Annotated in this window: 19 protein-coding genes; 6 read left to right on the forward strand and 13 right to left on the reverse strand. The window is 45.8% G+C overall.

Features of this window, described 5'->3' with window-relative positions:
• Positions 1-106: 106 nt before the first annotated feature.
• Positions 107-976, reverse strand: a complete 870-nt coding sequence (locus BBEV_RS11455; protein ID WP_069365587.1) for a nucleotidyltransferase-like protein — start codon at positions 974-976, stop codon at positions 107-109.
• A 163-nt stretch (positions 977-1,139) separates the two neighbouring features.
• Between BBEV_RS11455 and BBEV_RS11460 the strand changes: the two genes are divergently transcribed.
• Positions 1,140-1,517, forward strand: coding sequence for a YgzB family protein (locus BBEV_RS11460; RefSeq protein WP_069365588.1), 378 nt, complete (start codon positions 1,140-1,142; stop codon positions 1,515-1,517).
• A gap of 146 nt (positions 1,518-1,663) precedes the next feature.
• On the opposite strand, the gene perR is transcribed toward BBEV_RS11460, so the two are convergent.
• From perR to BBEV_RS11480, 4 genes are all read right to left on the reverse strand, one after another.
• Positions 1,664-2,107, reverse strand: a complete 444-nt coding sequence (gene perR, locus BBEV_RS11465; protein ID WP_069365589.1) for a peroxide-responsive transcriptional repressor PerR — start codon at positions 2,105-2,107, stop codon at positions 1,664-1,666.
• 177 nt (positions 2,108-2,284) lie between these two features.
• The gene (locus BBEV_RS11470; RefSeq protein ID WP_069366721.1) at positions 2,285-2,587 is read right to left on the reverse strand and encodes a cyclic-di-AMP receptor; all 303 of its coding nucleotides are present in this window, start codon (positions 2,585-2,587) and stop codon (positions 2,285-2,287) included.
• 94 nt (positions 2,588-2,681) lie between these two features.
• Positions 2,682-3,632 carry a D-2-hydroxyacid dehydrogenase gene (locus BBEV_RS11475; RefSeq protein ID WP_069365590.1) on the reverse strand — a complete coding sequence of 317 codons (951 nt, stop codon included), beginning with the start codon at positions 3,630-3,632 and terminating at the stop codon, positions 2,682-2,684.
• 5 nt (positions 3,633-3,637) lie between these two features.
• Positions 3,638-4,111, reverse strand: coding sequence for a hypothetical protein (locus BBEV_RS11480; protein WP_198154993.1), 474 nt, complete (start codon positions 4,109-4,111; stop codon positions 3,638-3,640).
• Positions 4,112-4,216: 105 nt separating this feature from the next.
• On the opposite strand from BBEV_RS11480, the gene BBEV_RS11485 reads away from it, so the two are divergent.
• A complete protein-coding gene (locus BBEV_RS11485; protein WP_069365592.1) occupies positions 4,217-5,017 on the forward strand; it encodes a hypothetical protein in 801 nt (266 codons plus the stop codon).
• 46 nt (positions 5,018-5,063) lie between these two features.
• Here BBEV_RS11485 and bcp read toward each other — a convergent pair whose 3' ends face one another.
• Positions 5,064-5,537 carry a thioredoxin-dependent thiol peroxidase gene (bcp, locus tag BBEV_RS11490; RefSeq protein ID WP_069365593.1) on the reverse strand — a complete coding sequence of 158 codons (474 nt, stop codon included), beginning with the start codon at positions 5,535-5,537 and terminating at the stop codon, positions 5,064-5,066.
• 150 nt (positions 5,538-5,687) lie between these two features.
• On the opposite strand from bcp, the gene BBEV_RS11495 reads away from it, so the two are divergent.
• The 3 genes from BBEV_RS11495 (at position 5,688) to BBEV_RS11505 (ending at position 13,000) form a co-directional block, all read left to right on the forward strand.
• On the forward strand, positions 5,688-6,983 hold the full coding sequence (locus BBEV_RS11495) for a glutamate-1-semialdehyde 2,1-aminomutase (RefSeq protein ID WP_069365594.1): 1,296 nt from the start codon (positions 5,688-5,690) through the stop codon (positions 6,981-6,983).
• Between the two features lie 299 nt (positions 6,984-7,282).
• A complete protein-coding gene (locus BBEV_RS11500; protein ID WP_084007362.1) occupies positions 7,283-11,785 on the forward strand; it encodes a glutamate synthase-related protein in 4,503 nt (1,500 codons plus the stop codon).
• Between the two features lie 132 nt (positions 11,786-11,917).
• The gene (locus BBEV_RS11505) at positions 11,918-13,000 is read left to right on the forward strand and encodes an FUSC family protein (protein ID WP_069365595.1); all 1,083 of its coding nucleotides are present in this window, start codon (positions 11,918-11,920) and stop codon (positions 12,998-13,000) included.
• 238 nt (positions 13,001-13,238) lie between these two features.
• On the opposite strand, the gene BBEV_RS11510 is transcribed toward BBEV_RS11505, so the two are convergent.
• The 4 genes from BBEV_RS11510 to BBEV_RS11525 form a co-directional block, all read right to left on the reverse strand.
• On the reverse strand, positions 13,239-13,625 hold the full coding sequence (locus BBEV_RS11510) for an IolE/MocC family protein (RefSeq protein ID WP_069365596.1): 387 nt from the start codon (positions 13,623-13,625) through the stop codon (positions 13,239-13,241).
• Between the two features lie 310 nt (positions 13,626-13,935).
• Positions 13,936-15,678: an ABC transporter ATP-binding protein gene (locus BBEV_RS11515; RefSeq protein ID WP_069365597.1), complete on the reverse strand. Its 1,743-nt coding sequence runs from the start codon at positions 15,676-15,678 to the stop codon at positions 13,936-13,938.
• Between the two features lie 85 nt (positions 15,679-15,763).
• Positions 15,764-16,291, reverse strand: a complete 528-nt coding sequence (ntdP, locus tag BBEV_RS11520; protein ID WP_069365598.1) for a nucleoside tri-diphosphate phosphatase — start codon at positions 16,289-16,291, stop codon at positions 15,764-15,766.
• A gap of 21 nt (positions 16,292-16,312) precedes the next feature.
• Entirely contained in the window at positions 16,313-16,774 is a 462-nt protein-coding gene (locus BBEV_RS11525; protein ID WP_069365599.1) for a DUF3939 domain-containing protein, read from the reverse strand.
• Between the two features lie 260 nt (positions 16,775-17,034).
• Here BBEV_RS11525 and BBEV_RS11530 point away from each other — a divergent pair, with 260 nt between their 5' ends.
• Positions 17,035-20,262: a hypothetical protein gene (locus BBEV_RS11530; RefSeq protein WP_069365600.1), complete on the forward strand. Its 3,228-nt coding sequence runs from the start codon at positions 17,035-17,037 to the stop codon at positions 20,260-20,262.
• A gap of 131 nt (positions 20,263-20,393) precedes the next feature.
• On the opposite strand, the gene BBEV_RS11535 is transcribed toward BBEV_RS11530, so the two are convergent.
• The 3 genes from BBEV_RS11535 to BBEV_RS11545 are packed head-to-tail and all read right to left on the reverse strand — an operon-like array spanning position 20,394 to position 24,497.
• Positions 20,394-21,788 (reverse strand): glycosyltransferase family 2 protein, encoded by a 1,395-nt coding sequence (locus tag BBEV_RS11535; protein WP_069366723.1) that lies wholly within the window; start codon positions 21,786-21,788, stop codon positions 20,394-20,396.
• A gap of 25 nt (positions 21,789-21,813) precedes the next feature.
• On the reverse strand, positions 21,814-22,857 hold the full coding sequence (locus BBEV_RS11540) for a HEAT repeat domain-containing protein (protein ID WP_069365601.1): 1,044 nt from the start codon (positions 22,855-22,857) through the stop codon (positions 21,814-21,816).
• Positions 22,854-24,497 (reverse strand): diguanylate cyclase domain-containing protein, encoded by a 1,644-nt coding sequence (locus BBEV_RS11545; protein WP_069365602.1) that lies wholly within the window; start codon positions 24,495-24,497, stop codon positions 22,854-22,856. Before BBEV_RS11545 ends, BBEV_RS11540 begins: the two co-directional genes overlap by 4 nt.
• Between the last annotated feature and the right edge of the window lie 30 nt (positions 24,498-24,527).

Below are 24,527 nucleotides of genomic sequence, written 5' to 3' on the forward strand. Positions count from 1 at the left end.
GCTCGTTTTCAGCGACGATTTAAAATATATCATGTGTCGAAGTAAGATTCAATAGGAAAAAGAAAAAAGCTCTCATTTTAAAAAATGAAAGCTTTTTTCTTCACATTTACTTGTCATAGACATAATAGCGATGGAAGATCTGCTTGCCTTTTGTTTCCTCTTTTTGAATATCAACAATACCTTTATCAACGAGGAATTCGATCATGATTCCCAGATCCAGAGAATATTCACCAATCGCCACTTCTTCTTTTAATTCCTGAATCGTCCAGGCTCCGTCGCGACGGTTCATCAGATCCAGTAAGTGCCGGCTTCCAAGAGACGTCTTCCTGGAGACTTCAAATTCATTTGCGATCATCAGAAGTTCAAGACGTTTGTCCAATGGTTCTGACCCTGCAATTAATTCGGAATACAGCTTATGAATCTCCGGCTCGATTTCCCTGACCTGCTGCCATACAGTAATTTCCGGATAGAAACCGTGTTCTATGACGGAAAGTCGCGCCAAATGATGAAGGGCATGAACAATATGATTGTATGCATCCAGATAATCACCTGAATAGAACAGCGTCTTCCCGTCCGTATAACGCCTGATTAACTTGGAAAATTCCACACCGATCTTCACTAATCGTTCCTCTTCCGGGAAATGGTTCATTTCCGAGCGGAAGTTCTTCAAATAGTCATTCCGGTCAAAAACGACAGTTCCATTCATCAGCCAATCAACAACTCGGCGATTAGACATATTTAATAGCCATTCCTTCAGTTGTTTCTCTGTTACCAGGTGCATGGCTACTTTTTCTCCATCATATTCATAATGTTTAATTTCCCACTCGGAAGAGCGCTCTGACACAACAATAAATAATACATAGTCAAAATAATCCGTATTTGCATCTTTACGCTCCCGCTTATCCACCTTGATGATTCCGAGGGTTTCATCATCAGATGTCCGGTCCTGGTAGAGTTCTCTCAAAAAACTTTCCATTATAGCATTCAACTCCTGATTTAAATTCATCCTGAGCTACCTGTCTTTAGGTCCCTGATTCTACATGTTCGACAAAAACATTAAAAATCCTTTCAATGAATGAAAATTAAAGCAGAAAAAAACTGATTGTGCTATAATTTCAAGCGTACAGGGAGGGATTCATATGGCATTAAAATATACGAATAAAATAAATCGGATTCGCACATTTGCTTTAATGATGGTGTTCGGCGGGATCATGATTATGTACTTGGGACTCTTCTTTCAAACAAGTCCATTTATGATGACACTGTTAATGATTATCGGGTTTCTGTCCGTGATCGGCAGCTCCGTCGTGTACTTCTGGATAGGAATGCTCTCAACAAGAGCGGTAATCGTCACGTGCCCGACATGCGAAAGAGAAACAAAAATACTTGGCCGTGTCGACGCATGTATGCATTGCAGTGAACCGTTAACACTCGATAAGTCATTGGAAGGGGAGCCTTTCGATGAAGAGTACAATAAGATTAAACATTTCGAGGGCGGTCCAAAGGAGAAAAAATGATTTTGAGATTCCCAATTGAATCAAAAAGCCAAGGCTTTCGTGAGTGAGGATACCACGATAAACCTTGGCTTTTTTCATTTTATAAACATTACACGCCTAAGTGAACAAAACAAAAACCGAAGCCATGACGGCTGCGGTTTTACTGTTTAATGTTTTTTATGCTTTTGGCAATCGCCACAGGTGCCATAAACCTCGAGTCGATGGTCATTGATATCAAATCCCGTTACATGCTCTGCAAGTGTCTCCACTTCGTTAAGTCCCGGATAATGAAAATCAACGATCTTTCCGCAATCTTGACAGATCACATGATAATGATCTGACATGTTACTGTCAAAACGACTGCTTGAATCACCGTAGGTCAGCTCACGAACCAGCCCCGCTTCCTTAAACACGCGAAGGTTGTTGTAAACTGTGGCCACACTCATGTTTGGAAATTTCGATTCTAACGCTTTGTAAATCTCATCAGCGGTCGGATGCGACGGTGCACTGAACAGAAACTCCAGTATGGCGTGCCGTTGTGGCGTCATACGTACGCGGGTTTCTTTCAATGAGTCGAGCGCTTCCTGTAAATGATCATGATGACTTCCCATTCTCGTTCACCCCTCTTGTTCTGCATCTCTATTTAATGACTTTGTTATACAAGTGCACAGATTATTACATAGTAACCTTTATAAACAGTATACAGAACGTTTATCTGAAGTGTCAATGATTACAACATGAAGCTATGCTTTTATCTGAAAAGGTTCACGCGCTGTTCACAACTCAAATCAGGTTTGGGTCAAGTTCGCAAATAACTGACCATTTCCGGCATCCATTGAGAATACGACAAATCGGCTGCTGACATATTTCGGCCGACCTTTGCCTGCTTCTTCGTGGAGACAGATTTCCTTCATCGCTTCTTTGAGAATATCTTCATCCTCTTCCCCAACGCCGATCAGAAAGGTCGTATTCCCTCTGCGTCTGAAGCTTCCTGTACTCGATAACTCCGTCATCCGGTATCCTTTTTCACCAAGCCCTTTTTCCATTGCCTGGCGATAATGATTATGCACCACAGCGATCAGCAGTTTCACAGCCTTCACCTCCACTTTCCGCAAGTCTTCGTTTACTGGTTTTGCTTGATTATAGCACAGGATTAACACGTTTTCAGTGTTTTCCTGTGAATCGTCAGTACCCTCTTTCCGTATCGATCTGATTCAGAAAATCAGTGTCACCGTGAACGAACTTCTTCATATTATAATCGAACTGATCCACAGCCCTCGGTTGATACTCCGGAGATAAACCGGCCATATGTGGGGTGACGGTAATGTTCTTATCGAACCAGAAAGGATGATCTTTTGGTAAGGGTTCTTCATTAAAGACGTCCAGAATTGCGTGGTCCAAAGCATTTGACTGAAGCGCTTTGAGCAGGTCTTCTTCGTGGATTACATTGCCGCGCCCGATGTTGATCAAGACTGCAGAAGCTTTCATCTTCGAAAAAAGCGCTTCATTTAACAGCTGATCGGTCTCCTCCGTTCGAGGCAATACAGCAACCAGATAATCGAGTTCGCTGATCCGCTCAGGCAATTGATCGATGGTATGCACCGCGTCAAAATGATCCGGCTTTTTGCCGCTTCGATTAAAACCGGTTGTCGTCATACCGAACGCATCTGTCCGTTTGGCAATTTCCGAGCCGATAGCTCCTGTTCCGAGAATCCCGACCTGATGGCCGTATAATTCACGAATCGGCAGTTTGCGAAACCATTCCCGCTCCCGTTCCTGATGAATCAGCGTTTTCGTCTGCCTGGCGGCCTGGAGCATCATGGCGATTGTATACTCCGCCATTTGAATTGCGTGAATACCTCTGGCGTTCGTGATGAGGATATCCCGATTTTTAATCACATCCATCGGCAATTTATCGACACCGGAAGACATCACATTAATCCACTTCAAGCGTTTTGCTGATTCAATATGCCGGGCTTCAAGATCCATACCATACGTAAGAATAATATCGGCCTTGGGTAAATCTTCTTCAGCCGATTCTATTTGTTTGTGGAATCGGAATTCATGATCCGGATAAGTCTCTGTCAATCGTTCACGAATGTCTTTACGCATATGAATGGTGCTGACAATCATCATCTTCTTCACTCCCTCACATCATCCGGGTACTCTTCTGCCGGTATGTCAGTCAACACAAATTGATGAAAGACTGACTCCGCTTCCCCGTTCATCTGCCAGTTGATCATCATGGAACCCACCAGTCTGCCCGATTCATCAAGACAGGCATCGCACACTTCCTTATGAATCAGTTCTCCGGCGAATCCCTCTACGTCCAGATCCTGGTAATAAAAACTGCCTGTTTCGTGATTCACGAAAAATTCCAGCTTTTCAAGCTGATCAGGTTCGAAAGTGTCCCCTTCGTAATTCAGCTGAATACCGATGTGAACCTCATCGTCTTCAGGATCCAGAAAGAAACGCATTTGCCAGCCTTCCTCGTTCACTTCATCATAATATGCAGGTTCAAACGGCGGTTCATACTCATCTTGCATAAACCAAACGACGCCTCCGATCATCAAGGCGATAAAGAGAAGTGGCAAGAGCTGTTTCACATCGGACACCTTCTTTCTGTTGGCTGATACATATCAGTTTACCAAAGGGAGTACTATTCGTCATAATAGAAGAAGAAATCAGCGAAAAATATGTCGTTGAGGGAGGTCACCAAGATGGGAACACGAAACCCCCTGTTTGTTGCAATCGCAATGTCACTGGCCGCATTGGCATTCACCGCCTGTGCCAATCAAAATGATGAAAGTGAAGACACGGTAAGCATTGAAGGGAAATATGCCGGGAACTTCTCTGGCGTTGAGATGGAAGGCCTCATCCCTTTTTTCGTTGAGGACACGCTGAGCGGGAAACATGCCCAATACGACCACCAGCACGGAACCGAAAGAGAAGCCTATGAAGCCGAAGCATACTGGCTTCGAACCACGGATGAAACGAGCTGGTATGACGGTGAGAGCGGAGAACCACTCTCAGAAGCATCGAGGGGCCAGACGTTCGATTACCCGAATCACCCCGTCACCGTGACAGTGGAGGATACATTCGAACCCGAAATGCAGCAGCTTCCTAAACATGTAAGCTGGGCACCACTGTTCCTGCCGATCATTGATGCTGTCTCCATCACTGTGCACCCCTACCGCCCTGAAGATTATATCCATTACCAGGCACCCCAGTCAGAGGATAAATATATCTACTGGCTCTTCGGAGACACATCAAGTTATGACCAGGAGTTCATGCGGCAATATGCTTACTCATTATATCACGAAGAACAGATCGAATTGAATTTACGGTTCATCAGTGATCCCGACAATCAAAGTGCAAAATTGCTCGGTGTGGATGAGTACCCGGCTTTTATCATCATAGATCATAACGGCCTCGTCGCATCATCTGAAGATCAGACAGAGGTAGAAGCCATATTGATGGAGCGCATGGACATCGAACTGTTCAACGGCATAAATCACTGAACAAAGCGAAGCATGACTCCTTGAGTGGAGTCATGCTTCATGTCATTTATGCATCCGCCAGTGTTCGAAGGTGGGACAGTGCTTCGTCCACGTGACCCTTCACTTTAACTTTCCGCCACTCTTCTACAATCTTTCCTTCCGAGTCAATCAGAAACGTCGATCGCTCGATGCCCATGTATTCTTTGCCAAAATTCTTTTTCATTTTCCAGACGCCGAAATCTTCAGATAATGAATGATCTTCATCGGCCAACAGTTCAAAAGGCAGGTCATGTTTATCGATGAAAGATTCGTGCTTTTTCACCGGGTCAGGGCTCACACCCAAGATCACAGCGTTCAAATCCTGAAAGCTCTCGTGATGATCCCGGAAGTCGCATGCTTCCGTCGTACAGCCTGGCGTCATGTCCTTCGGATAAAAATACAGAACAATATTTTTCCCTTTATAATCGCTGAGAGATACTTCTTTTCCAGTCGATGACATGAGCTGACGTTCAGGTACGTAATCTCCTTTTGTTAAAGCCATGTTTTCGCCTCCTCTTCACTATTTGCTTTCCCCTTCATCCTAGCCGATACACCCTCAACTGACAACTGATAACCCATGTGCAATATGATACAATGCTTAAGGACAATGACTTTACACAGGAAAATCTTTCATTAAACGGAGGTACAGAACATGCAATTCAAACGTTCGGAACATTTATTCAAAGAGGCTGAGAACGTCATTCTCGGCGGGGTCAACTCCCCATCAAGGTCTTACAAAGGCGTAGGCGGTGGCTCGCCGGTATTTATGAAGAAAGGCAGTGGATCACGCTTCATTGATGAAGACGACAATGAATACATCGATTACCTCGCAGCATATGGACCGATCATCACAGGGCATGCCCATCCGCATATCACCAAAGCGATTCAGGACGCTGCTGCAGACGGTGTCCTCTACGGCACGCCAACCATACATGAGAATCACTTTGCCGAAAAATTACGCACCGCCATTCCTTCATTGGAACGGGTGCGCTTCGTCAATTCCGGCACCGAAGCCGTCATGACCACGATCCGTGTAGCCCGGGGCTACACGGGACGCAATAAGGTCATTAAATTCGCCGGCTGTTACCATGGCCACTCAGACTTGGTGCTGGTCGCAGCAGGGTCAGGGCCGGCTACGCTCGGAAGCCCCGACTCTGCCGGAGTGACGAAAAACATCGCCGCAGAGGTCATCACCGTTCCGTTTAATAACCTTGCTGCATTTGAAGATGCCATGACGCAGTGGCAGGATGACATTGCCTGCGTGCTCGTGGAACCGATTGTCGGAAATTTCGGTATTGTCGAACCTGCACCCGGTTTTCTCGAAGCCGTCAACCAGATCACCCATGACGCAGGCGCACTGGTCGTTTACGATGAGGTGATCACTGCTTTTCGGTTCACATACGGCGGTGCCCAAGATCTCCTGGGTGTGAAACCGGACCTGACAGCGATGGGAAAAATCATCGGCGGCGGCCTGCCCATTGGTGCCTACGGCGGACGCAAGGACATCATGGAGTCAGTCGCACCTCTTGGGCCCACCTATCAGGCTGGAACGATGTCAGGAAACCCGGCATCGATCCGTTCAGGAATCGCCTGTCTTGAAGTACTTGAAACCCCTGGAACATATGAAGAACTGGACCGTCTCGGCGCAAAACTCGAAGACGGTATCCAGCAGGCGATTGAACAATATCAAATCCCTGCGGTCATCAATCGTCTCAAAGGGGCGATGACTCTTTATTTCGATGTTACCGAAGTCACTCACTACGATGATGCAGACCGCTCAAATGGTGAGAAATTCGGCCGTTTCTTTAAAATGATGCTGCAGGAAGGCATCAATCTTGCGCCGTCAAAATTCGAAGCCTGGTTTCTCACTACCGCACACACCGATGACGATATCGACGCGACGATCGCAGCTGTCCATCGTGTATTTTCATCAGGTGAATTCGCATAATTATTCATTTCAATACAACGCCCGTTCGCTGGCAACGGGTGTTGTTGCACATTTTCAGCAATGAAAACGCTGTCAAATTCAGACCTATCTCACAAATGGTGCTTTTTCAAAAAAGTCATCTGAAATGGATATGCTTTAAATTGCATAATTAATTGATTTCACTATACATGCATGATAAAGTTGATTACAATTCAGACAATTCTGTGTTCCCGGATACGTCTGCCCATTGTGGTCAGATAATCTTCCATGGATCCGTCTTGTCTATATCCTTACAGGAGGTGAAGGTCAGAAACTTGACCATGCATATGACGAACATTCAAAAAGAAATTCAGCGTTTTCGCGGTGCATTGAAACAGGAACATGACAGCTGTGGTATTGTGGCCTTTATCGAAAAGGAACGGATGCCTTCGAAACAGAACATTGACCAAACGATTGATGCTTTACTGAAGATGAATCACCGTGCCGGGTTTATCAACCAGGAAGGGGACGGCGTCGGAATCCAAATGGATATTCCGAGAGCGCTTTGGGAAAAGAAACTTGCTGCCAAATCAGTCGATGCGGCACATGCTCAGTCTCCTTCGTTTGTTGTTGGTCATTTATTTATCAACGAGTCTGAAGACAGTGCTGAATTCCAACAAGAGATGAAAGAAACTTTTGCAACAAACGGCTTCACTCTTTTATTTGAGAGTACCAATGAAACAAGGACAGATGCACTGGGGCCGATCGCAAAACAGGCAGAGCCGATTTTCTGGCAGGTGGCCTTAAAAGCAGAAGAAACTAACGAAAAAGCACTTCGTGCAAAACTGTTTGATTTAACCATCCAGTTCGAAGAAAATACGGACGTCCACGTTGCTTCTTTAAGTCATGAGAGTGCTGTGTATAAAGTGATGGGCGCAGGAGACATCCTGCCAAAGTACTTCCCTGATCTCGCGGATGAGGACGTGGCTTCCACAGCAACCCTTGGACACAACCGTTACTCTACAAATACCCTGTCGAATTTCTTTCGGGTCCAGCCGTTCAGTGTGATCGGTCACAACGGGGAAATCAACACCATTTCCAAGCTGCGTGATGAGGCGCGGATGATTGAAGTCCCCCTCGTTGATGGGGGCAGTGACTCGCAGGATCTGAACCGGATTCTCGATACCCTGACATCCCGACATGGTCTCTCTTTATTCGAAGCCATGGAAGTGATTTTCCCACCGATTGTTAATGAAATGAAACACTACCCTTCTGAACTGAAGGATATGTATACCTACTTACGTGAAGCATGGGGGCATTTTGCCCAAGGCCCTGCAGGGATTATTTCCCGTTCCGGCGATGAGATGGTGTTCAGCGTAGACTCACTGGGCCTTCGTCCTGTGTGGATGCTCGAAACCGGCACCAGTTACATTTTCGGCTCCGAGCAGGGAATCTTCACAACCGATCAGTACTACCGTGAACCAAAACCTTTTGCACCAGGTGAGAAGGTTGCCCTTCGCCGTAATGAAGACGGTGTTGCTGAAATCTTCTGGTACGATCAGCTTCAAGAAGATGTTTTCACTTCCTTCTCGAAACGACATGACGTGAAAGGATCCGGTTCCCGTCTCGAGACAAAACAGCCGGCAAAGCCCGGGCTTAATGTCTTCAAACAGACGATCAATCCATCGATCTATGCGGCCAACGGCTGGGACCGTGAACACATTCAGTTGATTGAACAAATGGCGGATAAAGGCGTGGAGCCCATCCGTTCACTCGGCCACGACACGCCACTTGCTTCGTTGCACCCAGGGCGAAAAAACGTCGCCGACTTCATCAAGGAGAGTGTTGCTGTTGTCACGAATCCGGCCATTGACCGGGACCGTGAAATGGAACATTTCTCTACGCGCGTCATCATCGGACGTCGCCCGAATCTGTTTGAAAATAGCGAAATCCGGACAGTCATTGAACTCGATTCGCCTGTCATTGCAGAAGGCGTAGGAGGTCAAGCCATACAAAAAGAGCATCGTCACCCGTCTTTGGAATCGGTGATTGATACCTTTACTGCCTCCAATGAATTTATCCGTCTTCAGGCGGTACGCTACGAAGATGAATCAGTGGATCAGGCATTAAACCGTCTCATTTCCGAAGCACAAGAGGCGATTGAAAACGGGAGATCCCTTATTCTCCTTGATGACCAAGGCATGCATGAAGAAGATGCATACTGGCTTGATCCTCACGTTGCCGTATCGGCTGTCGATCAGGGTCTCACCAAATCACGCCATCGCCGGGACTGCTCGCTCATCATTCGCTCCGGAAGTATCCGAAGTCTGCATGACATTGCAGTCGTCTTTGGACTCGGTGCCGATCTGGTTCAGCCGCACGTCATGTTCACAACCGTTGTGGATGACGAAGGAACACCTGCCGTGAAGCTGTTCGAAGCCTTGAATAAAGGACTTGAAAAAATCATTTCCACGATCGGCATTCACGAACTCCGCGGTTATGGGCGTCTTTTTTCTTCCATTGGCCTGAATGAAGATATTGAAGAGGTCCTGAATATTGTCAACTTCCTTGGAAGCGACAAGCTCGGTTACAACTTCTCGAACATGGAAACCGAAGGAGCGGCGAGGAAAGAAGACTACCAGGCCGAAAAAGCCCGTCCAGGTAAAACCTTCCACGTGTTCCCTCGAATCTGGAAAGCACTTGGAGATATTGCGTCGGGGGCCGTCAACTATGATGAATTCAGAGAAAAAATCGCTGAACAGGAAGATAAAAACCCAACGACAATCCGGCACTTGACTGCACTGAAAGACGTTCAGTCCAATGTGAAAGCCGAGAAAGTATCCAATAAAGTCGGCCAACACGACTTACCGTTCATCATCAGCTCCATGTCATTCGGTTCACAGAACGAAACAGCGTTCCGTGCCTATGCAGAAGCAGGCGAACGTTTGAATATGATCAGCTTCAACGGTGAAGGCGGAGAAATTAAGGATATGCTCGGTAAGTACCCGAACACCCGCGGACAACAGATCGCATCCGGACGTTTCGGTGTCAATGTGGAGCTTGTCAATTCCACTAATCTGCTCGAGATCAAGATCGGTCAAGGCGCAAAGCCCGGTGAAGGGGGACATCTCCCTGGCTCGAAAGTGACTGAAAAGGTTGCTGCAGCTCGTAATGCCACAACCGGTTCAGACTTGATTTCACCATCGAATAATCATGACATCTACTCCATCGAAGATCTGGCGCAAATGGTCACAGAAATCAAAACGGCCAATGATCAGGCGAAAGTATGCGTAAAGGTACCGATTGTCCCGAATATCGGAACGATCGCTGTCGGCATTGCCAAAGCAGGTGCAGACTTCATCACCCTCTCCGGTTTCGATGGCGGAACAGGGGCCGCCAGGGTCCATGCCTTGCAGCACGTCGGACTCCCTGCAGAAATCGGTGTTAAAGCGGCTCACTTTGCCCTTCTCGAGTCTGGTGTTCGCCATAAGGTTGAACTTTGGGCTGACGGCGGCGTCAAGAGTGCTCTCGATGCTGCGAAGCTGATGCTCCTCGGCGCCAACCGCGTTGGCTTCGGTACGTTGTCCATGATTGCTGTTGGCTGCACTGCATGCCGCGGTTGTCACCTGGATACGTGCCATGTAGGGATCGCTACACAAATCGAATCGGAAGCGCAGGCAAAAGAACATGGGCTTCGCCGCTTTGTACCAAGAGAATTCGACCTTGCTGTAACCGGTCTGACGAACATGTTTACAGCCTTCGGTCAGGAACTGCAGAACATTGCAGCATCTCTCGGTTTCGAACGCTCTCAGGATATGGTCGGTCGCTCGGATCTTCTCGAACAGGTGCGTGGTTTCGATCAGATGGATCTCGAAAACCTGCTGGCTACCTTGCCTGAGCAGGACCTTGCTCCATTTGATCCACCAAAGGCAGAGGAAATCCCGTTGGAACAAGAACTTGCAGTTGCCGCCGGAGCTGAATTTGATTACCTCGATGCGAACGCGAAAGAATTGACTGAGTCCCGCGAATTTGAAGCCGTCACAGCTGAACAGCGGATTCTCGGAAGCCGTGTATCTTGTCACCGTGTCCGCGGAAAACTTGACGGCTCTTACCGGAAGCTGCCTGAAATCGACCTGACTTATACGAAAGGATCGATTCCGGGTAACGGCCTCGGAGCATACAACAGTGATGGAGTGAACTATTCCATCAGTGGTGGTGCACAGGACGGTGTTGGTAAAACGTCCTTTGGCGGTTCTTTCAAGATCTTCAAAGCAGAAGGTGCAAAAGGACAGTTCATTAATGGCTCTGTTGGTAAAGGTGCTGGTTACGGTGCCCAGAAAGGGACGTTTATGATCCAAGGGAATGCAGACTCCCGCGCCGGAATCCGTCTCAGTGGAGCGGATATGATATTCGGCGGCCGTGTTACTGCACCGATCGAAAAAAATAAGCGCTACAATATGGGGATTCATGCCAATCTGAAAGGTTTTGCCTTTGAGTACATGACGAACGGTCGTGGACTGGTCATGGGCGACCCTGGACCATGGATGGCAGCAGGTATGACAGGTGGTGTCGTCTATCTTCGCCACGATCCTTCTGTCGGTCTTGATGACGAGACACTGAACAGCCGTGTTGCAAAAGGAGCAAAAGTCGTCATTGAAGACTTGAATGAAAACGGTTTGGATGATGTGACAGAACTTCTTCGTCTGTATAAGACTGAGCTCGAGATCATTGGTCAAACAGACGAAGCAGCGTATGTACAGGAGCTGCTGAAAGACCCTGCACACCACTTCAGACAGGTAGTACCTGAAAAAGAACAGGCAGATCCTGCTGTCTCTACAGAATAAGCATCAGTTGTTACCACCCCGCAGAACATCTGCGGGGTTTTTACTGACTTGAAAATGTGTCATAACAGGTGTATGGTAGATAAGTGAACAAAAATGAACGCATCGGAAAATAAGAAAGGATTTTGAACTGTTATGAGGCTTGGAGCCCGTATTTTTAAAACCGGTCTCTCTGTAACCCTTGCTTTATATCTTGCAGAATGGCTTGGTTTTCAAACACCGGCATTTGCTGCCCTGGCTGCTTTTTTTGCGGTGCAGCCTTCGGTCAGGAAAAGCCTGACTCTGATCTGGGATCAGATTCAAGCTAATGTTCTGAGTGCATTATTGGCAGTCGTCTTCGTATTGGCTTTCGGTCAGGAACCATTCGTTTTAGGAACCGTGGTGGTTTTAATTATTGCGATCCATATTCGCTTTAAGAAAGAAGCGATTATTCCTTTGGCCATCGTGACCGCCATTATCATCATGGGAAGCCCGACGGATGACTTCATCCAATTTGCTTCCAATCGCTTTTTACTGATCATGATGGGCGTCTTCTCCGCTTTTGCTGTGAATCTGGTCTTTCTGCCGCCAAAACATGAGAACCAGCTGTATCATAAAATCACATCCACCAACGACGACATCATCCAATGGATTCGGCTGCTTTTGCATCATGAAGTGGACTATCGGAACTTGAAGGAAGACTTGAAGAAGTATCGGGATCAGCTTGGGAAAATTGACGAACTCTTTGAGCTCTACCGCGATGAACGGGGTGTATTTCGCAAGATGGAATATGCAACCCTTCGCAAGGTTGTCTTATTCAGGCAAATGATTCGCACGACCAGAAAGGCCCAGCGGATCCTGGAGAGTTTGACGACCAATGACAATCTTATTCATCAACTCCCGGACGAGATGGCCGTTTCACTGAGACTTCAGCTTGATGAAATAACCAACTATCATGAGCGTATACTCTTGAAGTACACCGGCAAGGTCAAGCCGGAGTCCACGGAAGATTATTATGAAGAGATGTCGAATGGAAAGAAACAGCTCATTGCGAGATTTCTCCATACCCGGAATCATCGTGACTTTGATGAAGCCGACTGGATGACATTCCTGCCGGTTGTGGCTCAAGTCATTGAATATTGTGACGAAACCGAATACCTCGATCGCATGGTAGACCGATTTTACAATTATCATACCGAAGATAATGAAGTACACATTAAAGATCGGGAAGAGTATTAATCCACCTGACCAGTTACACTGCCAGACCAGAAAAAGCGCTTGCCAAAAACTATCGAGGATTCTATTCCAAGGAGTAAATTCTTAATTCACAGACTGATCAACAATCTCTTTTTATCGAAACTCGCAACAGAAACAATAAACGAGCTTTAGGGGGACCCCTTAAAGCTCGTTTATTGTTTCTGTTGGTATAGTACTGTCAAGTCGTTCTTTAAGTACGGCACTTCACAAAAATCTTAATTTAATTCAGCATGTATTTGAAATCTTCCTCTTCTTTATGTTTAATCGCTTCATATATCACACCACTGTCATAACTTTTTATATCAAAATAGGCATTATAATATTGCCATAATTCAGAATGGTCTGCCGAATCGGTAATACTGTCTAAAACTTCGTTAAATAAAATAATGGCTTCTTCCTCTGTTGGCTCGTCTTCAACCTTAAGTCTAAATTTCACATCATTTTCTCCATTAAAAGAAGCTGCAGCAGTTTCGATTTCATCAAATTCAATAAGTGTTCCCTTTGATTTTTCCAATGCTTCACTCATATCAATATCTGGTTGTTGATTACACGCAGTGATTAAAACTAATAAAATGAAAGCTGCGCTTATACAAAATTTCCTTCTCATTTACATTTCCCCTCCCTTTTCGTAATAATACAAGTCTCTACTTCAATGTCATAACCGGAGATTTAACTTCGGAATTTTCGATAGCAGCACCAATTGTATATTACTCAATTCAGGTTTTGGAATAGCTTAATTGGGCATTCCTTTTTTGTATATTTATTCTAAAAGTATGAAGCAGTTATTGAAAAGTAAATTTCATATAATTTTCTATAGTCCACTGCTGATATCTTTGTGAATGCTGAAGAGATTCAGTCATTCATTGTCATGATTGCCCCATGACAAAGATCACCTTAGTAGACTTTCGTATTATCGGTCACCCGAGATTCTGTACCTGGAACAAATTATAATAAGCGCCCTGTTTGGCCATCAGCTCATCATGTGAGCCAGATTCGACGACCCGGCCCTGATCGATGACGAGAATATTATCCGAGTGGGTAATCGTTGAGAGCCTGTGCGCCACGATGAAAGTGGTCCGGTGTTCTGCCAGACGGAACAGGGACTGTTGAATGAGACTCTCGCTCTCAAGGTCCAGAGAACTTGTCGCTTCATCGAAAATCAAAATTTCCGGGCTCTTCAGAAAAACCCGGGCAATGGCAACCCGTTGTTTCTGTCCTCCGGAGAGTTTCACCCCACGCTCCCCGATATTCGTCTCATAGCCATAAGTCAGGTCCATGATGAAATCGTGAGCATTGGCTGCTTTTGCTGCTTCATAAACCTCTTCATCAGTCGCATCCGGACGACCCATACGAATATTAAACATCACTGAATCACTGAAGATGATGTTGTCCTGAAGGACCATCCCGATCCGGTCCCGCAAGGTGCGCATCTGATAATCCCGGATATCCTTACCGTCCACGAGGATTCGCCCTCCTGTCACATCATGAAAGCGGGGAATCAGGCTCATGATCGTACTCTTACCCCCACCGCTCATACCAACAAGGGCAACAGTCTGTCCTGCCTCCACCCGGAAATTCATATTCTTCAGCAAAGTTTCGCCATCATTGTAGGCGAACTCCACATCCTCAAAGATGACTTCACCTTGCGGAAAGCGATAAGGCACAGCACCAGGCCGGTCTTCAATGTCATAGGTCTCATCGGCAAGTTCGAAGACCCGGTCCATCGACGCGATTGACTGTGTGATTGTCGTTGATGAATTGACCAGTCGGCGTAACGGATTATATAACCGGTCCATATAAGCAACGAAAGCGACCATTGTTCCGACTGTTATGCCGTTTTGAATCACAAGCATCCCGGCAAATCCTATGACCATCACCGGCGCGATATCCGTAATCGTATTGACGACAGCAAACGTTTTCGCGTTCCATCTGGTATGATCGATTGCTTTGGTCAAAAAGTGAGTGTTCTGCTTTTGAAACTGTTCTTGCTCATAATCTTCCAAAGCAAAACTCCTGATCACATTCATCCCCTGCAAACGCTCGTGCAAATGTCCCTGTACCTCAGCCAGGGCCTGTGAGCGTTCCCTCGTGAGATGACGGAGGCGGGAATAAAAATATTTGATGGCAAATCCGTATAGCGGCATCAGTGAGATCGCAATCAGCGTAAGCCAGACATCCATTGTGAGCATGATGATGATCGCAACAATAATTGTAAAAAGGTCGAGCCAAATGTTCATCATCCCGGTGATGATAAAGTTCTTCGTCTGTTCCACATCATGAATCACACGTGAAATGACTTCTCCGGATTTACGGTTGGCATAAAACTGCAGACTCAGTTTCTGCAGATGATGAAATAACTGATCCCGAATGTCATAAAGAATTTTGTTGCCGGTCCACTGTGCAAAATACTGTCTGTAATACTCAATTGGAGGCCGGAATATGATGAAAATGACAAGAACGATGCCCATCAGCCATGCCAGCTGATTCAACTGTTCAGCAGTCGTCATGTCCGTCGCACCGATAATGTCATCGATCACGTATTTCATGATCAAAGGTATGATCAAAGGAATTCCAAACTTCATCATTCCTACCAAAACGGTAATCGAAATCTCTTTCCAATAGGGTTTTATGTAATTTAAATAGCGTCTGACACTACCCAATGTCATCATCTCCAAATTCGATTGTTTCATTTAGACTTATGAACTGCAAACGGAAAAGAGGACTTGATTCAGTCCTCTTGTTTCCTTAACGATGATACAGAAACCGCTCGTACCAGTACTCAATGAAACCTGGTTCAAAGGGTCCTTTTTGCTGGCCAACCCACGAGATCAGCTCGTCCACAGCTCTATGGAGAATCGATTCAATCTCCGGAGGATAGTTCATCTGTCGTTCATGAAGTTTAAACTCATCTTCATCCAGCAGTTTGAATGTCATATCCGGAAATACTTTAATATCGAGATCATAATCGATATATTTCACTGCTTCTCCGTCATATGTGAACGGTGTACCAAGATTACAGTAATAATACATACCATCATCCCGGATCATGCCAATCACATTGAACCAGTGATGAGCACTGAAATAGCAAATAGCCGGTTCCCGTGTCCGCCAGGATCTTCCGTCGGATTCATGCACAATGATGCGGTCGTTGCCGCCAATGATTTCGTGAGATGTCCCTTTCAAAATGATGGTTTCCTCCCACACACGATGAAGCGTACCATTGTGCTTATAGCTCTGTACTTCAATGTTACTTCCTACAGCAGGAAAATTCACAGCGGTACTCCTTCCTGTGCGCTACGCAGGTTTGCGGTGCGTAACCATCCGGTCTACCGGATGCAGGTACAGCTCAAAAGGAGGAGGGTCTGACAAGTAATGTTTCAATTTTTGAAAATTGATTCTCCGGGCAGGATCGTTCGGCATGACCGGCTCCGATCCGGTCTCGAGGACGTACTGATCCACTGCAATCTGGCAGCGGTCAATATAACCGGGGAGTTCCTGATCTTCAAACACTTCATACGTCTCTCTGGACATATAAAAAGGTCTGTCCGGAATACCTCCAAGGTCATCTGCCAGGAGTTCAAAATCAATTTCATTCGTTTGTCTGATGATGGTGCGTAAAGGGATTTCAGAGGAAAAGCGATCAGCCAAACGATTCACGGCCCGCCGAACTTCATCAATGGATACCGAAACAATTTCGTGCTGATGCTCTTCTTGCTGTTCGATCTTTGATGATTGCTTCTTTCTGAGAAACCCCATCCAATCATCCTCCTTCGGATACCATTCCTGTTGAAAAGCATACAATTAACCTGGGCGCAATCAAACAATGTCTATGTCTCACCATTTATTATACTACGATGGAGTGAATAATGAAATGAAACCACTGCCCGAATCGATTATTTACTGAAATTTGACTCTTCAAAGGCATACATCCAGAGCTGCTCATAATCATTTATCTTTTCAAAAATGGCATCATTGTATATACTTGACAGAACTACAAAAACAAAAGGATGACTTTTATGAAAAAAATCAGCCTATTCTCCATACTTATCCTGTTTTTACTTGCTCTGCCTGCATTCATCTGGATTTTTCAAGCAGATGAACTTTTTGAAGTGGCTATTATCAATAAAACTGCACCTGATGAATCCTACAGGGAACATCAGAGCATCAGCTGGCTGTTAAATCATTATCAGTATACTCAAACGGATGGCAGCCGGTATGAAACCGCACACGATTATTATGGATTTCTTCCGGATGAAGCCGAAGAAACTTTTTCGGTTCGTGATCTTCCAGATTCCTACGAAGGGACCGACCTGATCTATGTTGCGGATACATACGGGGTTTATGAAGAAGATCTCCCCTGGACAGAAGGGACTCAAGAAGATAATCCAGGCCCGCCATCACTGGTCTATGGCGGTTTCGAACGTGAGGAATGGGATGCTGTGAAAGCCGGAGTTACCCAGCATGAAGCTGATTTAATCATGGAATTCAACAGTTTCGCATCCCCGACTCCCTCCGACGTTCGTGATGATATCACCGACTTTTTACGTGTGGAATGGCAAGGATGGATCGGTCGGTACTTCACTACTCTCGACAAGCAGTCGGGTGAAATTCCCGGGTGGATCACGACGCGTTACGAAACGGCTGGCAATGAATGGACTTATGAGGGAGAAGGGTTTGTTCTGATCCATGAATTTAATGAAGAAATCGTGGTACTTGCTGATGAGAACGAGGACTTACACGATACATCCATCCGGCTCTTATTTACGGAAGCCGGCATCAATCAATTCGGGCTCTTTGACAGTCCGTCTTACCCCTATTGGTTTGACATTCTCGAAGCTGATCACGAAGAGGAGGTCCTCGCTCATTATTCATGGGATCTGACAGAGCAGGGACAAACCAAACTCGACGAGCATGGCATTCCTTCAACATTTCCAGCTGTCTTACACCATCAAAAAGACCGTGCGCAGGTCTATTATTTTGCAGGCGACTTTGCAGACATTGCAGAAGTCCCCCGTTTTTATCAGTATAAGGGCTATGCATCCATTCGTTCCCTGCTTTCAAACGAAACAATCGATCCCGAGACAAATTTCTTCTGGAAGACGTACCTGCCGATGATGAGAACTATTTTGGCATATCTCAGTGAACAGCCTGAAGAAGACAGCACATCCGACGAGCCTGATGCAGACGTGGAACAGGCAGATCTAAACGGCCTCTCCTATCCTGCAAGGGTCAATGATCAGGCGTTTGAAATTTATGAGGATGGCGATTGGAATCCTTTCACGTTCAAGGGGATCAATATCGGGATGGCAAAACCCGGATCGTTTCCGGGAGAAGCTGCAATTTCAAGAGAAGAGTATGACCGCTGGTTCGAACAGATTGGTGAGATGCATGTGAACGTCATCCGGAATTATACGTTACATCCGCCTGCTTTTTATGAATCATTGTATGACTATAACCAGCAGGCGGACGAACCGATCTACCTCCTTCATGGCGTTTGGATTGATGAAGAGCCGCTTGAGGAGACACTGGACGCATTTACACCTGAGATTGTTGACGAATTCCAACATGAAATGGAGACGATTGTCGATGTGATCCACGGAAATGCCACAGTTGAACCGGAGCCCGGTCACGCTTCCGGTAACTACACCAGAGACATCTCCCCTTACGTGATTGGTTGGGTGTTGGGGATCGAGTGGTATCCGGTCATGGTGGATCAGATGCTTATGGACTACCCTGATCTGGGGGATTTCTCCGGCAGTCATATCATTACGGACAATGCAGAACCGATGGAACACTGGATGGCCCAGCAGTTTGACCATCTGATGGACTACGAAATGTCCGAATACAGCAGCATGCGGCCGCTCAGTTTTACCAACTGGGTGACTACAGATAATCTTGACCAGCCCGCCGAGCCTAGCCTGGAAGAAGATATGGCAACTGTTGATCCAAATCACATCAAACCGAAAGATTATGCAGAAGAGGTCGGGATGTTCGCATCTTATCACGTCTATCCGTATTACCCGGATTTTTTGAATATTGAAGAAGACTATACAGAATTTATCGACCACAGAGGTGAACCAAATAATTACGCCGGGTATCTCCAGGACTTACATGCGTCTCATGACATACCCGTCCTGATCGCTGAGTTCGGCATCCCTGCATCCCGGGGACTGACACATCGAAATCCATTCGGATGGAACCAGGGCTTTATGTCAGAATCTGAGCAAGGAGAAATTCTTACCCGGTTGTACGAAGACATTATCGAAGAAGGGATGCTCGGGGGACTCATTTTCACCTGGCAGGATGAATGGTTTAAACGAACGTGGAATACGATGGATTATGATAATCCTGACAGACGTCCCTACTGGTCAAATGCACAGACAAACGAGCAGCATTTTGGCTTACTGAGTTTTGATCGCTTGAAGGTGAACGTCAACGGGCAAGATGACTGGACCGATGGTCAGACCATTACAGACAAACCCAACGGCAGATTAACATCTTTGACAGTCGATCACGATGAACGCTACCTGTACCTGAAGTCGTCAATCGATGACATGGATGATGCCTTTTGGGATGATCATCAATTCGAAATCTTTTTCAGTGTCCGTGAAAATGAGGGCATTGCTGTCGACTTGAACGATGAAGGAGAATCGATGGCTGCAGACTTTCATTTAACTATCGAGGATGATACGAACGCAGATCTCAAAATAGCCGGTAACTATGACACTTTTCTGTATGACTACCATGAAGAAAGTGCTCTGACTTCGGAAATGGCATCGATTGATGAAACGTTCCACCCGATTCGTCTCGCCTTAAACCGTGAGCAAACCCGGCCGGATACAGGTGAAATCCTGCCCTTCGAGTATTATGAAGCCGGTGAACTGCGTTTTGGGATTGGCGATCCGGACCACAGGGAATACGACTCACTGTCAGACTACTATTATGCTGAAGATACAGGCATTCTCGAAATCCGGATTCCATGGATGCTCCTGAACGCCAGGGACCCAAGTCAAAAGGAATTTGTCGGTGATTTATGGAACGAGGGAACAGCCTCATCCCTGACTGTCGATGGCATCGACCTCTTTGCCGTTATCTCCTCAGATGGGGAACCCGTTGACTCATCCTTGACTGTAAAACGATACGGTTGGGACGATTGGGATTTACCGGAATACGAAGAGCGCTTGAAAGAATCCTACTTCATGGTTCAAGAACTTTTTTCGGGCATGAATGATTCATTGGAATAAGAGATACAGATATCCGTGGATCTGAACGGTCCTTCAGATGCCTGCTTTAATGCAAATCTGATCAAATGAAAGAAGACCGCTGTCTCATTGAGAGATGCACGGTCTTCTTTCTGTTACCAAACAATGACGCTTCATCCATTGTTCTCCGAAATTCCTTTTCGGTTCATCTGACCCCATTCAGCATTCTTTTTAAGCGTCAGGATGAGTCCTTCACAACGCCACAGCACCATCATCGGCCTGTACCAGAACGTCTCCGTTAATGCCCATGCGAAGAGTGTCACGACACTTTTTCCATCAGGGTATTTATGATAGGTCCATTCCTCGAGCAGCACAGCCAGTGATGACAGGAGTGAACCATACATCACGGTTACGAGAAACATCACGGATGCAACTTCGAGTGAAATAAATGAGAATAAAAGACCAAATACAAGAATGAAATAGCCAAGCAGTTCGAAAACTGAACTGAGCAATTCTACAAACAGATAGTAGGGCAAGGAGAACAGCCCGATCCCTTTGTATTTCGGGTTGAACATCATTCGCTTATGCGTCCATAAAGTTTCTGCAAGACCCCGCTGCCAGCGCTTTCTTTGTGAGCGGAGGGACGAGACGCTCGATGGCGCCTCTGTCCAGCAGACCGGATCCTGAATATATTCGATCCGCTGATCTGACTTTTCATCTTTGATGGAACGATGCATGCGGACGATCAGTTCCATATCTTCGCCGACGGTATCCCGGTTATAGCCGCCTACTTTAATCACTCTGTTTTTTTCAAAGACACCGAACGCTCCGGAAATAATCAAGAGTATATTCATTCGGCTGAGTCCCAGACGGCCGATGAGGAACGCACGGAAATATTCAATGATCTGCATGATAACTATCGGCTGCCGTGGTAAGTTGATTTTTTCAATCTGACTTCGGACAATCGTCGAGCCGTTGGCAATTCTCACCGTCCCTCCCGTAGCGGTTACCTGGCCGTTTGAATCGATGATCGGTTTCATCGTCTTTAACAGAGCGTCCCGATCGAGAATCGAATCGCCGTCGATTGCTGAGAAATACGGGTAGCTGGAAAAATTGATGCCTGCATTCAGTGCATCTGCCTTCCCGCCGTTTTCCTTGATAATCAAGAACAGCTGTGGATACAGGTCTGACTGATAGGCACTTTGAACAGGTTCAGTCTCAAAATATTTCCGTCTGGCCAAGTCGATTTTTTTCATGGAGAACTGGCTGATCACATTTTCACTGGTGGAATCTTTTGAGCCATCATCAATGACGATGACCTCATATTGCGGATAATTGAGTCCGAGCATTGACCTGACTGTGCTGACAATACCCACTTCTTCGTTGTATGCCGGAACAAGAACAGAGACCGGAAAAGTATCTTGATTGATCGCCACTTCCTCAATCTGTTCCATCCGGTTTAATTTACTCTCTTTTTTTACACGTGGTCCGGCAATCAAAAACAAAACGATATATGTAACACCGACAAAAATCATATAGAAGATGATGACATACGCAAGGACTTGCATGATCAATGCTATGCTGTCTGCCACGTTACATCCCCCCTTTCATCGTCAGGGTTTGTTTCGCCATGTCCCGCGCATAGCTGTCTTCATGTCCGGAAACAATGGAATGAAGGATGTCTTCCCCGCCTGGATTGATTTTGATTGCTTCGCATGCTGCAAAGCGAACCCACCAGGTTGAATCACCCGCGAGCCGGATGAGATCGCTGATATATTCCTCAAGATTCATAATCCCTGAAAGCCTTGCTGCATACATGCGCTCTTCCCAGTATTCAGATGAAAAAAATGCTTTTATGCTGTTCGTATCCGAGGTGTACTGATAATTGCATAAGCTCCGGAACGCTTTTAAGCGGATTTCCTTTCGGTCATCCTCAATTTTCCGCTCGACGAATCGCATGAATTCATAATTCCTGGATTCCCCGCAGTATGAAATAAAAGCTTCTTCAATGACTTGCGGGACGTCTGTGTCACCGTCTTCGATCAACGACACAAGGTATTCGAAAGATCCCGAATTCAATCGTCGCAGGAGCTCCTTAATCAGTCCGAGGGATATATCCTGTTCCTGGATTAAATAATCAATCAACCGTTCATCCTGAAAGCTGGCAAGTACGCGCAGCGTCTGACGATATTCTTCATCCTTATTCTGGATCTTAGTCAGGTGTTGCCAGACTTGTCCGCTTACATTGGTCATCTTGAAATCCTCTATAAAATAGAGGGTATTGACACGGTCCGCCCATTTGCCTTTTAGAAGGGTTGTCTCATAACGTTCAGACAAATGTGACTGAGCGATCCTTTGAATATTACTCAGCTGTTCGGGGTCTGATGAATTACCGGAGACCTCATTCAGAATTCTTTCCAGTATTTCTTTTTTCAGATCCCCCGACTCAGGGAGTCTGGGTTCATGCATATGTTCACCTGAGATGAACGACAAATAGGCAGACAGGTTCTTCGTAAAATATTTTTCAACTTTTGCTTCAAATCGTTTTGCTTTCGATTTCTTATACAGGATATACACTAACACGAGAACCTGAATGACAAATAACAGAACAGCTGTCACAGCAGCGACTTGGATCATATGCGGTTCAGCCTTTCAAATAATCGATCAAGCCTGATGGCTACCTCTTTTACGTTAAATGGTTTGATCATGTAATCATCCGCACCCAAAGTCAGTGCACGGGCTACCTCTCCTTCTCCTTTTCGACCGGTCAACATGGATATCACAATGTTCTCCTCACCATACGTATTCCTGACGTTTTGCAGTGCTTCGATCCCATCCATTTTAGGCATAATGCCATCGAGTAAAACCACATACTGATTTCCTTTCTCATACCAGTCCCCTTCGACAAACGAAAGCCCATCAGTGTATGATTTAACAGCAATCGGACGCCCTGAAATGGACTTCCTTCTCGTAAAATGGTGTGTCAGCATTTCCCTGACTACCCGGTCATCATCCACAATGATCAAGGTTACGACATCTTTCATTTGTGCCTCTGACGTTGCGTCGGCACTTTTCAATGTGATATTCCCACCACGTTTCCTGGCCAGGTTGAGCGCTTGTTCTGCCCTCTCCACCATTCTTTTCTGATGTTCATTGACATCGTTCACTTCAACCACACCTGCAGAAAATGTCGGTTTGATCTGAGCAATTTCAGAAGGCAGATTCGTTTCACAAAAGGTTTTACGAAAGTGCTCTATTCGATCAATTGCTTCTTTTTCTGTCGTATCCGGGAATAGAATAGCAAATTCCCCTCTGTAACGGCCGATTACGTCTTTTTTATGTTTAATCTGCTTAAATCGCTCAACGAATCCTTTTAAGACATCATCACCAGCCATATACCCGTATTCCTGATTGATCAGATGAAGATGATCCAGACTCAGCATGGAGACGGTGTAGCGTTCAATCTGATTTTGATGCAAGCCCTCGTGTAATTTACTTAATTCATGTTCCATTTTGTTTCGGTTAAATGCTCCGGTTAATTCATCAATTGTCGTTCTGTTTTGCATCACCCGGCGGAACTCAATGCGATTTTGAATATATGTACGCCAAACATTCAAATTCATGGTCTTTTCCATGACATCTTGTACTCCGAGGTCATAGGCAGTTTTCCGACGGTCATCGTTCAGGTTATCACTGACTGCGACAAGCGGAATCAGTTCACGCAATGTCCGATCCTTGAGCTGTGTAAATGCTGTCAGCTCAATTTTGTCAAGCATTGTAAAATCCAGTATCAACAATTCAGGTTCCAGATGATCCAGTAATTCCATGCCTTTTTCGATCGTAACTGCAATCATCACCTGAAATCCATGACGTTCGAGGTCATCTTTGAAGGTAGTCACAAATGCCATATCCTGATGAATCATGAGAACCATCGGCATGGTTTCTATCTCAACCTCAGGTATTTTATTTGTTACTTCGCCGCTGTTCTGTTGGGGAGGTTGTTTCATGTCGCGATTATCTTCTTTTAATGCCTCTTGTAAATCGGACAGGAGCGGCTTCCACTCTGATTCTTTTAATCTCGTGTTGCCTGTTTCATCAAATGATGCCTCTTTTATTTCTGCTTGTTCCTGAACTGCAGTCAGACCGATCGTTCCTGCAGTGCCTTTCAGGCTGTGCAGGAACCGGTACATATCAGATTCCTTTACGGTTCGCTGTTCTTTCCAATCGTTCGATTTATTCTCCAACTGATTGGTCATCATCTTCACGTATTTTTCCATCACTTGTTCCACCACCCTTATGTTGAATGG

Origin of the sequence: Salisediminibacterium beveridgei, from assembly GCF_001721685.1 — a bacterium.
Lineage (GTDB): Bacteria > Bacillota > Bacilli > Bacillales > Salisediminibacteriaceae > Salisediminibacterium > Salisediminibacterium beveridgei.